We start from the raw sequence: 14,080 nt of genomic DNA on the forward strand, positions 1-14,080 counted from the left end.
GGTTATCTATAAAAATTGCACAAATTTAAAATTGAAATTGTTATTGAAATTGATATTGTCATTCCAATCCTTAAATCCCTAGCCGTGATAGTAACGGAAAGCCCGGAATCCGGAAAGCTAATTTTTCCTGGCCAGAAAGAGCGACCAGCGGAAGCTCCTTTCTGGACTTTGGAAAAATAGCTTTGCTGATGAGGACTTGAAGCGGATAGCGCGAAATAGCTCCAAGAAAAGAGTGTTTTTTTTTATTTAAAGAAATTATAACGTTGGTGCATTTTTGATTGTGAAGATAATTGTTTATTTTTGGTTACATTTTTTATAAATCATTAAAACATACATATTATGGCATTTGAATTACCAAAATTACCTTATGCATACGATGCATTAGAGCCACATATTGACGCTAGAACTATGGAAATTCACCATACGAAGCATCACAATGCATACACGACAAACTTGAATGCGGCTGTTGAAGGTACTGAATTAGAGGGTTTGACGATTGAAAACATCTTGATTAATTTAGACAAAAAAAACGCGGCTGTTAGAAACAACGGTGGTGGTTTTTACAATCATAATTTGTTTTGGACAGTAATGTCGCCAGATGGTGGTGGAGAGCCTAAAGGTGAGTTGATGGCTGCGATTGAAGCTTCTTTTGGAAGTTTTGAGGAGTTTAAAACGAAGTTTGCCAAAGCGGGTGCTACTCAATTTGGTTCAGGATGGGCTTGGCTTTGTGTGAAAAAAGATGGAAAACTTGATGTTTGCGGAACTCCAAATCAAGACAATCCATTGATGCCAGAAGTAGGTTGTGGTGGAACGCCAATTTTAGGAATGGATGTTTGGGAACACGCGTATTACTTGCATTACCAAAACCGTCGTCCAGATTATATTGAAGCTTTCTTTAATGTAGTTGACTGGACAGAAGTTGCAAGACGTTTTGCAGTTGAAAAATAAAAATTTTAGTCGTTTAAAATTGGAGAAGCAGGAAACTTAGGTTTTCTGCTTTTTTTTGTGTTTCGCATTCACACAAATTTTCACAGTTTATTTTAGAGTTTATTTTCGCTTCTATCCCTTTACTTTTTCCGCAAAATCACTTTCAGAATTAATTACTTCTCCGTCGTATTGTAATTTCCAACCCATAGATTTTGTAAGTAGTAACATATTAGAAAGTTCACTCACAAGTCTGTTTTTCGCATTGGTTTTCAAAGAAGATTTCTCAATTTTCTTAGCCAAATTAGCCCGAACGGTTTTGTTTATTTTATTATAATCTTCTGCTGTAAAATCATTTAATTTGGTCGATTGCACGTCGTAATATTTGTAATCTGGATAGATTTTTATTTCTTCTTTTGGGATAAATTTGATGGTCAATGTTTTATTTTGAGCGTCAATGTCGTAGCTGATTTTGCTTAAATCGAATGAAACGGTTACTTCAGCATTTACTACAACTAGTGCTTTTTTCTCGAAAGAGATGATATCTAGTAAGTATTTTTTCTGGTCTTTATAGGTAATGACTTCGGCGAAATGTCCTTCGGTTACAACCAATTTTCCAACGTTTTTTATTTGCTGTTCAATTAAATTGGTGTCGTATTCAATCGTTGATGTAGTACTTGACTTGGTTACTAATTGGTAAACCAAATACACAATAATAGCAAACAATACAGCAACAATCCACTTGCGCGATTCGGAAAAGAATTGCATTAAATTATTAATGAAACCGGATTTATTGTAATTTGCAGAAGGCTCGCTCATGGCATTCGAATTTCGTACGAAGATAAGAAACCTATATCAGCATTTATTATGTGTTTTAATGAATTAGTGTAAAAATATAATTACTCTTCAAATACAAATTAAACTTGATTTTTGAAATTGCTATTGCTGTTTTAATCTACTCCAACAACTTCTTATTCACCCGACTTGCTGCAATATAAGAAGCGACAAATCCTAAAACGGTTACGGTTGCTAAAACGATTAAAACATTCTGAATCGTAAATTTCACCGGATAAGCCAACGTATCGGTTATCATAATGAACTTGAAATAATCTTGTGCCAAAACAATCGACACACCTAAAAACAATCCAATTAAAGCGCCAATGAAACACAATAGTGTTCCTTGAAACAGAAAGATATTTTTCAGATTTTTAATTTCGACTCCGAGATTGAAAAGGGTTTTGAGGTTTCCTTTTTTCTCTAAAATCATCATAATTAATGCTCCAATCAAATTGAAAAGTACCACAATAATGACCAAGGTGAATATTAAATACACCGCGATATTCTCTGTGTTGAGCATTTTATAAAGCGAATCGTTAAGTTGTGCTCGGTTTTTTACAATTACTTTGTCTTTAAAAATGGTGTTTAATTCCTGCACCACTTCTGCTTCATCCGCATTGGGTTTGAGTTTAAATTCTATTGCTGAAAGTTGGTTTTGCTTTAGAAAAAGCATTTCTTGTGCAAGGGGCAAATCGCAAAAAACATATTTTAAATCGATATCATCGCTGATGGCATACATCCCAATTGGCACGAGAGTTTGTGTCAAAAAAGCATCTTCGGGACTATTGATTTCTCCTTTTCCCGCCTTTGGAACAAAAACTTGAAATGCGTTATTGAAGTCCATCAATCCCATTGAAAGTTTCTGGGAAATGCCATAACCTACTACCACTTGCAACGTTCCAGGCTCAATCCATTGTCCGCCATAAAGTCCTTCTTCAACGGTGCTTACTTTTGTAAATAACGTATCGACGCCCTTTAAATTGGCGACTTGCTGTTTTCCGTTAAAAGTAAAAAGAAGGCGTTCTTCGACGGTTTTGCTGTAGAAAGCAAGGTCTTTTAGTTTCGATAATTCTTGCTCTTCATTGGGATTAAAGGCGAAAAACTTTCCGGTTTTCGGAACGATTTTCAAATCCGGGTCGATGGTATTGGTAAACGAAAGACTGAAATCAATCAATCCGCTAAAAACCGAAAGTACCACAAACAACGCCATCGAACCAGCAATAATACCAATACTTGCAATCCAGTTGATGGTATTAATGGCGGTATTTTTACTGTTACTTTTGAGGTAACGCTTGGCGATGTAAAGTGAAAAATTCAAATTAGTATTTTCTTCGTTTCTCTAATAAGTCACGGTTTTCAATCGGATTTTCTTCTCCTTTTAATGCATTGTCAATTTTCTCAATGTAATCTAACGAGTCGTCGATGAAGAATGTTAAGTTAGGCACTTTTCGCAATTGCATTTTTACACGTTGCGACAAATCATGCTTAATTAAGGACGTATTTGTTTTGATTGCCGCTAAAGTTTCCGCAGCTTTTTCTTGTGGGAAGATACTCAAATGCACGGTTGCCACGGATAAATCTGAAGTTACAACCACCTTTGAAACGGATATAACCAAATTTGAAATTCCATTCTTTCTTATTTCACCTTGCAAGATATCCACTAAATCTTTTTGGATTACTCCACCTATTTTTTTCTGTCTGTTCGTTTCCATTTTGCAAAAATACAATTTTAAGTTGTATGTCTTAAATTAGAAGTGCGTTAGTGGCGAATAATTTGTTTTATGAAGTTTCAGTTTTTCAAAATCCAACTTAAAATAATGTAAATTTGCATCAAAATTAATCACAATGAGTAAAATTCGCATCACAAAACAGTTTACATTCGAAACGGGTCATGCATTATATGGGTATGACGGAAAATGTAAAAACGTTCACGGACATAGTTATAAATTATCAGTAACGGTAATTGGCACACCAATAACTGATTCCGGTAACGTGAAATTTGGGATGGTAATTGATTTTACCGATTTAAAGAAAATTGTAAAGGAAGAAATTGTTGACCAGTTTGACCATGCAACGGTTTTTAACCAAAACACACCTCATGTCGAGTTGGCCAAAGAGTTAATGAAACGAGACCATCATGTGATATTAGTGGATTACCAACCAACGAGTGAAAACATGGTTATTGATTTTGCACAAAGAATTAAAAATAGATTACCCGAAAATATCGCTTTATTTTCATTGAAATTACAAGAAACGGAGTCTTCGTTTGCAGAGTGGTTTGCGAGTGATAATTAAATTCTAAAGACACTTATTCGAAGTAATTCAAATGTCTTAGCGTTCAATTTGTGTATCCTAGAAATTGATTTTCGTGTCTTCGAAAGTCATTTATGTATCTTAGAAATTCATTTACGTGTCTTCGTTACTCATTTGTGTATCTTCGAAAGTCATTTGTGTCTCTTAGAAATCAATTTATGTGTCTTCGAAAGTCATTTATGTGTCTTCGCTGGAAACATATCGCTTTCATAAATAGAACAATCGATATAATAAAACCAAAAACCCCTGAAGCGTTCACTTCAGGGGTTTATTGTATACAAAACGGATGTAAATTATTTCTTCACAATCAAGAATTCACTACGTCTGTTCATAGCATGTTCTTCTTCCGTACAAGCCTCTTTACAATCTACTTTAGGCTCGCTTTCTCCGTATCCTTTTCCAGTAATTCTGGCTTTATCGATACCTTTCGAGATTATATATTGAACACTTGATTTCGCTCTTCGGTCTGATAAGTTCATGTTATAGTTATCGCTACCTCTATTATCCGTGTGTGCTTTAACCATTATCACCATATTCTCGTTGGCTTTCATTGCTTGAACAAGTTTGTCTAGCTCAAATGCACCTTCAGCGGTAATATTTGATTTGTCAAATTCAAATTGAATGTCTTTAAGCACTACTGCAACATCAGTTACAATCACATCTATTGGGTTCAATGCTGCACTAACTTTCAATTTACCACCATTAGTCGCAGCTATTGAGAATACACCGCTTTCATAACCATCCTTTGCTGCTTGAATGCTGTAAGGAATCATACAATCTACAGGAAACATAATCTCTCCGTTAGCAGATGTTGTTTGCGTTTCCAATACGTTTTTCTTTGCATCTAAGATAGCCACTCTCGCATTTGATAATAGTGCTCCTGTTTTTGCATCAGTAACCACAATCATCGCTTCTACGCCACATACCGGGTTTGCCCAATACATATTGTCAACTCCTGTTCTGTTACTTGAAAAGAATCCTGCGTTTTTTGTTACGTTGAAACTAAATGCGAAGTCGTCTTTCTCACTGTTCACTGGTTTTCCAACGTTCTCTATTTGGTTATTCGTTTTCAAATCTACCATGTAAACGTCTAATCCTCCTAGTCCGATGTGACCATTTGATGAGAAGTACAATACATTATCATCCGTGATTTGTGGAAATTGTTCTTTCCCCTCAGTATTGATTTTAGTTCCCATGTTCTCTGGTTTACCATATGTTCCGTCGCTGTTTACTGCTACTTTCCAAATGTCTGTTTCTCCTACTGAACCGGGCATGTTTGAACTAAAGTACAAGGTCTTTCCATCTTTACTCAAACTCGGACTACTGTTAGAATAGTCTTTGTTGTTGAATGGTAACGATTTTACATTACCCCAAGTATTGCCTTCTTTGGTTGCTTTGTATAAAAATACTTGTCCAAATTTAGTGTTCAACTTTTTGTCTTTCTCGTATTCTTTTTCTCCGTGTGAATCTCTTGAGAAGTACATCGTGTTTCCGTCATTGCTAATGGTTGCTGGTCCGTCGTGCCATTTGGTGTTTAGTTCGGCTACTTCTTCGGGTTTGCTGAAGGTTTTATCCTCATTCCATGTCGATTTGTAGATGTCTAAATACGGCTCGTCGTTCCATCCGTCGGTACGTTTGCTTTTGTTTCTTGAAGAGGTGAAATATAACGTGTTGTCATTTGTCAACATCGCTCCAAAGTCACTTCCTTCGCTGTTAATCTCTAATGCTTTTACGTTGAATGCTTTTTGTTTGTTCAACAATTTCGGCAAGTAGTTCGGATTTTGGTTGAAGTCTTTGGCTCTATGGTCGCTTGGTGCTTTTTTTGCAAAAGCGGCCATTTGCTTGTTGGCTTCTTCGTATTTACCCGTGGCTTTTAGCATTTGTGCATAGCGAAAGTAGGTTTCTGCCTCTTGTGGGCTTTTCACTACCATCGCATACCATTTGGCTGCTTCTTCGGGGTTGTACATGTTGTAATAAGCGTCTGCCAATTGTTTGTAGATGTACGGGTCTTTCTGACCTTTGTCTACTAACTTTAGGTATTCCTTTGCCGCGTCTACATACTCAAATTGTTGGAAGAGTTTGTCCGCGCTTTCGGTTTTCTTATTTTGTGCGTTTAAGGTTGTAGTGCTTACTAACACACAGCTTAATAGAATATAGAGTCTTTTCATTATGTGAGTGCTTTTATGTTAGAAAAATCGTGGTGAACGTGAAACTTTTTTCGGGAAGTTTACATCAAATAACACGATAATCTCGTGTGAAGAGGGTGCAACTGTTTTGATTTCCGAAACAATATGGTCATAAGCATATCCGATTCTCAGACTTGGTGTAATAGCAAAGTTTACCATTCCTCCAAAACTGTCGTCTACACGGTAGGTTCCACCTATTTCAAATTTCTCGTTGAATAAAAAGTTTGCTGATACATCCAATGAGCTTGGTGAGTTGAATGCTGATTTCAACATCGCAAAGGGTTTGAATTTCAAGTTGGGTGTTAAGTCAAACACATATCCCCCTGTTAGGAAATAGTGCTGGGTTTCTGTTCCGTATTTCACACCGTTATAATCTAAATAGTTTGCTTTTATCATGTTGGGTACAGATAAGGCTACATAGTATTTATCGGTATAGTAAAAAAGACCGGTTCCTAAGTTGAAATAGGTGTTACTCGTGTCTTCGCTAAATCCTCCGTCGCTTGGAACGGGAAGTGTAGAGGAGATTTCACTAAATAAACCGATTTTCTGGAACGTAGCTCCGGCTTTAAGTCCTAAAGCTAGTTTGTGTTCGCCTCCTAGATTTAATGTATAGGAGAAATCTCCGTATACGTTTTGTTCTTTTACTGGTCCTATTTCATCAGCGATAACTGAGAGTCCAATTCCGACATTCTTACCTGCTGGTGTATGTCCGGAAAAGGTAAAGGTGGATGGGGCTCCTTCGATGTCAACCCATTGTTTGCGGTACAAAAGTCCAAAAGAAAGGTTTTCCTTTGATCCTGCATAAGCCGGGTTAATCACGTTCATATTATACATGTACTGGGTATAATGTGGGTCTTGTTGGGCATTAGCCTCAAATAATGTGACTACGGCAATTAGTACGGCTACGTATATTTTATTCATATCCTTGTGTTATTTTATTTGTAAAATACTGCCCGAATTCCTTCAGGCAGTATGTTATAATCTCCTGTTTATCTGTTAATGTAAATCCATCCGCTAATGTTCTCCCCTGCTACAGTATGAATCATGTAAAAGTAAGTGCCATCTGGCAATTCTTTGCCTCCACTTGATTGACCGCCCCACTGATCCGTGTAATTTGGAAAGTTGTAAACCTCTGTTCCGTAACGGTTGTAAATAAACAACTCTTTTACGTTTAAAGCACTTAAATCAAATACATCATTGTCGCCATCATTGTTTGGTGAAATTCCTTTCTGAATCACACATGATACATTGTTTACAGTAATGGTTTCTGTAGCACTACAGCCTTGACTGTTGGTTACCTTTACCGTGTAAACTCCATTGCTTCCCAATACTATCGCATTGGCTTGGTCTGTTGATACTACTGTTGGTCCCGTCCATACAAAGGTAGAAGTCGCAACATCAAAACTGTCGTTGAATGGAATAGCTACTAAACGGTATAAGTTGTTCTCACAACCTTCAGTGAAATCAATAGAAACTTCTTGACTAATCGTAACTTCCGTAGTAGTTTGAAATGGACCACAAGAATCATTATTATTAATTGCATAAATAATAGTGTAAGTTCCTTCATTACTAGCACTCGGATTGATTGTTCCAGTATTAGTATCAATACTTAAACCATTAGTAGAGCTAAATGTTCCTCCAGTTGATCCTACAACTGTTACTAATTCTGAAGTAGAGCTAGATGCACAAAATGGATCGTTATAACTAATAGTTGCATTCGCGGCTTTTACCAATTTAATTGTAAATGTATGAATATCCCCAGGACAAGAATTTGACGTAGCAACAGTATTCGTGATTAAATACGTTCCTTCTGTACTTGTTGATAAGTCAATTAATCCAGTTACTGAATTGATTACTAAACCAGCAGGTGAAGCTGTAAATACTCCCGCAACCGCGTTTCCTGTGAAAACAGGTACATCAGAACTTACATCATCTATACAATATTCTGTTTGTGCATAAATGAAGCTTGCGTTTGCAGGTTCCTCAATTACAACATCTACTGTGAAAATTCCAGGTGCACATGTTCCATCTCCTGCAACAATGTAAGAAACTGTATACGTTCCTGGAATACTAGTACTTGGATTGATTGCTCCAGATGTGCCATCAATCGTTAATCCACTCGTAGAAATGAATGTTCCTCCTGTCGAGCCTACTAAAGTCACTAGCTCCGATGTAGCACTTATATTACAGAATGGGCTATTATAAGAAATAACGGCACTTGATGGTGCAAAAATTGACATCGTAAATGTATTTGCTGAGCCTGCACAAGGTCCAGATGCCTCAACGGTGTATGTTATTACATAAATTCCTGGTAAACTTGCTGGTAAATCAATTACCCCAGTTGTTGGGTCAATAGAAAGTCCTTCTGGTGTAGCTGTAAATATTCCTGTAGACGAACCTCCACCAGTACCAGAGAAAACAGGACTAGCTGTTGGTGCACTATTTGAACAATATTCAGTTTCAGGATAACTGAAATCTCCATTTGTAGGTTCAAAAATTTCTACATTTGTGGTAAAAACAACATTTCCACATTCCACGTTACCAAGTGTATTTGCTATTTCATAAGACCCTGCAGTACTCTCCGAAAGATTAATCTCTCCCGTTGTTGCATCAATTACTAAACCTTCTGGAGTTGCAGTAAAAATACCTGCAGTTCCTCCTCCAATATAAATTGGCATTGGGTTCAAAGTTTCGTCTTTACAAAAAGTGGAAGGACTAGTATAGCTAAATTGAGCGCTTCCAATAGCTGTAACTACTAAGTTTGCCTCTACAATTACGTAGCATGTACTTAATACATTACTTTCAACTCTAACATAAATAGTTTGGAAGTTAGGAACTGTATTTGTAAATAAATCTGACAAATCAATTGCATTTGCAGCGTCAGCTATTGCATCATTTTCAAGTTCATAGTAAGAAACGGTATAAGCTGTTTCATCTAGAGTTCCTAAAACTTCCGCTGTTAAAGTATTTAAATCAAAGTCTGCAAATTCAACACCACATAAAACATAATTCTCTGGTGTAGTTGCAATAATTTCAGGACTTAAAATAACATCAATTGAATCTTCAACTGGGTTTAAACCACAATCTCCTTTAACAGTATAGGTTCCTGGAGCAGTAGCTATATATAAGGATTGCGTTGCACCTTCAATAAGCACATCATTCAAATACCATTCGAATACTGCAGGTACATTGTTTAAGTCCGCTACTCCCGCTAGTGCATCTAAAACTACTGAATCCGCACAAACTGAAATATCAGCTCCCAAATCTACATCACAACATATTGTTTCTCCTGCTCCAGGTGCATTAAAGTTGGTTTGTACTAAACTAATAAAACCGGGGTCTCCATTAAAATTAGTTATTAAAAGGATATAAAACTCGCCTTCCTGGGCATTTGGAATCGAAATTGTTTCTGTAGAACTTCCAGAATAACTACAATCTACAATATTACCAAACGGATAAAAATTAGATCCAACATTAGAAAAAGGACAAGAAGGACAATCACCAAATACAATTTGATCACAACTGTCGGTCGAAGTGAATGGACCCCATGCAACGAAATCAACATCTAAAGTCTCTCCTAATAATTGACCCGTTGGACTAATGTTCGTATTTTGATACATTGTAAAGTTTAAAGGTCCTGTTTGACCAACATGTAAAGTATAGTATGTAGGATTTGGAATAGAACCTAAACAAGCTATCTGTGTACTATTTGGCAAACCAGTCGTATTTGGAAAAATATACGGGTTATCGGATGAAGCCCCACAAAATGGTGCTGCATTATCACATGTAGAAACAGGTTTAACACATACATCAAAAGTTACAACCTCACTATTTGAGCCATTAGACCAAACTCTTATAAAATATGTTTGCCCAATAACGTAGTTTGTGCTATTACTTGTTAAAGTATTTGCAGGTGCACAATTAAGTAATACTAAATTATCACAAGTACCACTATAAACCGCATGGTTTAAATTAGTAGTTGTTCCTTCAATATTAAGTAATGATACGAAATTGTGAGTTGAACTTGCTGTAAAACTAAACCAAACATCATCATCTTCGTTTCCAACACATGCTGTATTTGAAACTCCTGTTGAACCTGTAGCACCAATCAACGTTCCTGGAGTTGTGTAAACGCAAGACGAAAGGACATTTACCGTTATCGGAATTGCATTGATACATTCGTCATTAGGTCCAGGAGGTGGTGGTGTAGAAACACATACATCAAAAGTCGCTGACTGAGTTGGATTACTTCCGTTCGTATAAACTCTAATTTTATAGGTTTCGCCAACAACCAGATTGATTAGAACTGCAGTATTATTATTTGTAGCACTACAGAAAATTTGTGTCATTGTACCACAATCTATTCCGTTATAAACCGCAAATCGAATATTTGTTGTCGTGCCTTGAACATTAAGTAAATCAACAATGTGAATATTACTCTCTGCAACAAAACTAAACCATACGTCGTCATTCTCGTTTCCTGGACATGTAGAAATTTCTGCTGATGCAGTTCCTCCTAAAGTATTTCCAGAAACCGTTTGAGCACAAATTTGTGTTGGATTAACGGGTACAGGGATAGCTGCACCACAATCATCATTTGCTGGAATAGTAATAAAAGATTTTGGTGTCAAAAGTGTCCAATTACTCATATCAGTATCCACAGTACAAATCGCACGTACATAATATTGATATTGCGTACCAGGAGTTAATCCTGTTACTTGGAAATTTGTATTGACAGATGCGTTATAATAAGGGAACGTTGATCCTCCTACAAATACGCTGCCGTTCACAGGCGGCGTTCCACCTTCTTCAACTACATAAACCTCCCATTGTGTTTCAGTGTTTCCTATTGTCCAACTCAAATTTGCAGTAGTTTGTGTCGTCGAAACTACTTGTAAATCCGTTGGTTTTGGGCAACTTGGTGGAAGACAATTTCCTAAAATTGTATCCGAATATAAAACTGTTAAAGGCGTTCCTACACCTGGTAATTTAGTAAAAACAATGTCATTATTGACATCTATAATAGTCAAGCCAATTTCAAGTGGTAAATTTCCTTCAACACTCCAAAATAAATCAAATGGAACGTTGTTACATATTGAAACTGGAATTCCGAATGGATTATTAACCCCACCAGTTCCTAATGTAGCCACTACAATTCCATTTTGACGAACTTGCATTCGACCAAAGTTCCAATTATTGTTACTAATATTAGTTAAAACGAATCGGTACGTACATTTTTCAGTAGCGTCACAAGTAATAGTGTTAAAAATAAATGGTCCAGTCCATGTACTTGCATCATTGCCAGGACAAACTGCTCTTACATAATAGTAATAAATAGTTGATGGGTCTAATGCAGGAAGTGCGGGTGAAGTAGTGGCACTTAATGTTTGAATAATTCCCGCTGTTCCTGTAATTCCTGAAACATAACGGTCCAGTACTCCAACTGTTGGTGTTATTCCTGGTGCAGCCGGTGGAACCGCATTTGGTGCCGCTAATAATAATACGTCCCATTGTGTCTCACTAGCTCCGGGAGTCCATCCTAATACTGCTGTTGTAGTAGTAATACCTGTTACAGTTTGCGCAATTGGTTTAGGACAAGTTGGTAATGTTTTAAATGTTTTTATAACTGACCATGGTGAATTTCCAGGGTCTGTACATTGTACTCTTACATATACATCATAAGAGGTATCTGCAAGTAATGAATTTGCAGCAATAGTGTAGAAAAATGGTACTGCTGGACCATTCGTTCCTGAATATGTTGGAGCCGTTGTATCATTTGGCACAGGACTTCCTGCTGGAACAAGATAAATATCAAATCCTACTCCTTCAGTTCCTGGAGCAACCCAATTAATTGTTGCTGATGAAGTTGTAATATTTGTTACCGTTACATTCGTTGGTGCCAAGTTACATAAAGGCGTATCGCAATTAACTGTACCTGTATAAATTGAAGTTCCAACTGTTTGGCTTGCTCCATTAATTGTAGCAATTGTTTGTCCAAACGGGTTTACTACCGAAACTATACATTGTTGTGGAAAGATACCAGCGACACTCCAAAAAATGTCAAATGGTACTCCGTCACAAACGGTAACCGGAACATCAACAGGACCTGCACCTGAATTGTAATTGCTACCGATAGTCGCTACTACAATACCATTCTGACGAATTTGCATTCTTGCTCCGTTCCAACCATTATTGGCGGAATCGGTCATTCTGAAAATATAAACACACTCATCTACTACAGCACAAATTTTCGTGTTAAACAATATTGGACCTGACCACGCACTAAATACTCCTGGAGCACATTCAGAACGAACCCAGTATTGATAAGGTGTTGCTGCATTTAAATCTGTTGGTGTAAAGTTTGCAGTTGTACTTGTATATTGTCCCGCTCCTGCTGGAACAGCACTTCCTGCCGGTTGAACAGCAATTTCATAACCCAAGACAGTTCCCGTTGGTGGTGTCCATGCAAAATCAGCTCCCGTTAGTGTTTCATTTGAAACAGTTAGATTAGTTGGCTTACTTGGACAATTTTCACATTGTATTAATAAGTTATATCCAATCGTTGGTGAAAGAGAATTTGAAGAAATTACAATTATGTAAGTAGTGTTTGCTATAACATTTAAGTTAATTACTCTGACACTGTTTGTTGTATTTCCCACAGCTGCTAAACAAGGTCCTGTAATTCCGGCACAACTTGGATAAATAAACATCGATGAACTTGTCTGAGTAGGGTCTAATGTAAAACTAACTGGACAACTTTCTGTAGGTGTAAAACTATAGAACACATCATTACCGGACTGGTAATTGGTTCCTCCTGCTATACAAGAAGACAATTGTGGCCCTGCTAAAGTATTTCCGAAATTACCTGTATTATTTATTGTTTGATATGGTAAACTTGGTATAACGATGGGATCCGCACATGCCGTTCCGATTGCTAAGGTTTGGAAATTAAATGGCCCAACCCACTCGCTAAAGTTTCCATTACCGCAATTCGTCCGTACATAATACTTGTAATTTGTATTTTGTGTTAATCCTGTTTTTAAAAAATTAACGGTAGTTGCTGTACTATTAAACGCGTCAGTAGCTGTTCCTGTTGGAGTTCCCGTAGCAGGTATCACTTCAACTTCATAACCAGATGCTCCTACGGCACCAGGCCAAAATAAATTGGCTTGAGATGCAGCAATATTATTCGCATTTAAAGCACCTGGAACCAAACACTTCTGAACTACATTAATATCATCAATTACCCAGCGGTCTCCACCTTGAGCAGCTGTTGGCTGTGTATAAACACGCACAAATGCGACGTAAGTATTTGCTCCAAATGATGTAGAAGGAAAATCTACTACTTTTTCTTCTGGTACATTATAATTCGCATTCAATTCTGTTTCAGTCCATGTCTTAATAGTGGTGTATGAACCTAATGTGTTTTGTGGCGAAGTTCCAGAATAAATTCGGATTTGATAAATTGTTCCGTCATCACCAGGTAGTGATTGTCGTGTAAAAAATCGAAGTTGCCCATTGGTCGGTATTATACTCGCAGGACTAATTAACCAATCCTCGGATATATTTCCCATTCCAATTTCTTGTCGGTTAATGTAAGCCGACTTCGTACCATTGATAAGAAGTTGAGTACTACTAACAATGTTCCAACTTGTTGTAGTTCCAACTCCGTTATCAGTCACTAACCATCCTGCCGGAAATCCGTTGGGTACAGTTACCGACGGACCTTCAAAGTTCTCGGGGAACTGTGAATACCCTACGATAGAATATAAAATCGTGAGTAATAAAAGTGTAATTTTCTTCATAGAATGAAAAATTTA

The 14,080-nt window shown here is 37.0% G+C and carries 8 protein-coding genes; 2 read left to right on the forward strand and 6 right to left on the reverse strand.

Translation table 11 applies throughout. The annotated features are described in order from the left end of the window. The first annotated feature begins 339 nt into the window (after positions 1-339). Positions 340-948, forward strand: coding sequence for a superoxide dismutase (locus ACQ5J2_RS03335; protein ID WP_432672295.1), 609 nt, complete (start codon positions 340-342; stop codon positions 946-948). A gap of 111 nt (positions 949-1,059) precedes the next feature. On the opposite strand, the gene ACQ5J2_RS03340 is transcribed toward ACQ5J2_RS03335, so the two are convergent. The 3 genes from ACQ5J2_RS03340 to rbfA all read right to left on the reverse strand — a co-directional run bounded on the left by ACQ5J2_RS03340 (position 1,060) and on the right by rbfA (position 3,473). Continuing rightward, positions 1,060-1,743, reverse strand: a complete 684-nt coding sequence (locus tag ACQ5J2_RS03340; RefSeq protein WP_432672297.1) for a DUF4230 domain-containing protein — start codon at positions 1,741-1,743, stop codon at positions 1,060-1,062. 136 nt (positions 1,744-1,879) lie between these two features. After that, a complete protein-coding gene (locus ACQ5J2_RS03345; RefSeq protein ID WP_432672299.1) occupies positions 1,880-3,079 on the reverse strand; it encodes an ABC transporter permease in 1,200 nt (399 codons plus the stop codon). 1 nt (position 3,080) lies between these two features. After that, entirely contained in the window at positions 3,081-3,473 is a 393-nt protein-coding gene (rbfA, locus tag ACQ5J2_RS03350; protein WP_432672301.1) for a 30S ribosome-binding factor RbfA, read from the reverse strand. 133 nt (positions 3,474-3,606) lie between these two features. Between rbfA and ACQ5J2_RS03355 the strand changes: the two genes are divergently transcribed. Beyond that, entirely contained in the window at positions 3,607-4,056 is a 450-nt protein-coding gene (locus ACQ5J2_RS03355; protein ID WP_432672302.1) for a 6-pyruvoyl trahydropterin synthase family protein, read from the forward strand. A 311-nt stretch (positions 4,057-4,367) separates the two neighbouring features. Here ACQ5J2_RS03355 and ACQ5J2_RS03360 read toward each other — a convergent pair whose 3' ends face one another. The 3 genes from ACQ5J2_RS03360 to ACQ5J2_RS03370 all read right to left on the reverse strand — a co-directional run bounded on the left by ACQ5J2_RS03360 (position 4,368) and on the right by ACQ5J2_RS03370 (position 14,065). Beyond that, complete coding sequence (locus tag ACQ5J2_RS03360) at positions 4,368-6,242, reverse strand: OmpA family protein (protein ID WP_432672304.1); 1,875 nt, start codon at positions 6,240-6,242, stop codon at positions 4,368-4,370. 18 nt (positions 6,243-6,260) lie between these two features. Continuing rightward, entirely contained in the window at positions 6,261-7,181 is a 921-nt protein-coding gene (locus ACQ5J2_RS03365) for a PorP/SprF family type IX secretion system membrane protein (protein WP_432672229.1), read from the reverse strand. Between the two features lie 68 nt (positions 7,182-7,249). Continuing rightward, positions 7,250-14,065, reverse strand: coding sequence for a fibronectin type III domain-containing protein (locus ACQ5J2_RS03370; protein ID WP_432672306.1), 6,816 nt, complete (start codon positions 14,063-14,065; stop codon positions 7,250-7,252). Between the last annotated feature and the right edge of the window lie 15 nt (positions 14,066-14,080).

It is taken from the genome of Flavobacterium sp. SM2513 (genome assembly GCF_050908145.1).
GTDB lineage: Bacteria > Bacteroidota > Bacteroidia > Flavobacteriales > Flavobacteriaceae > Flavobacterium.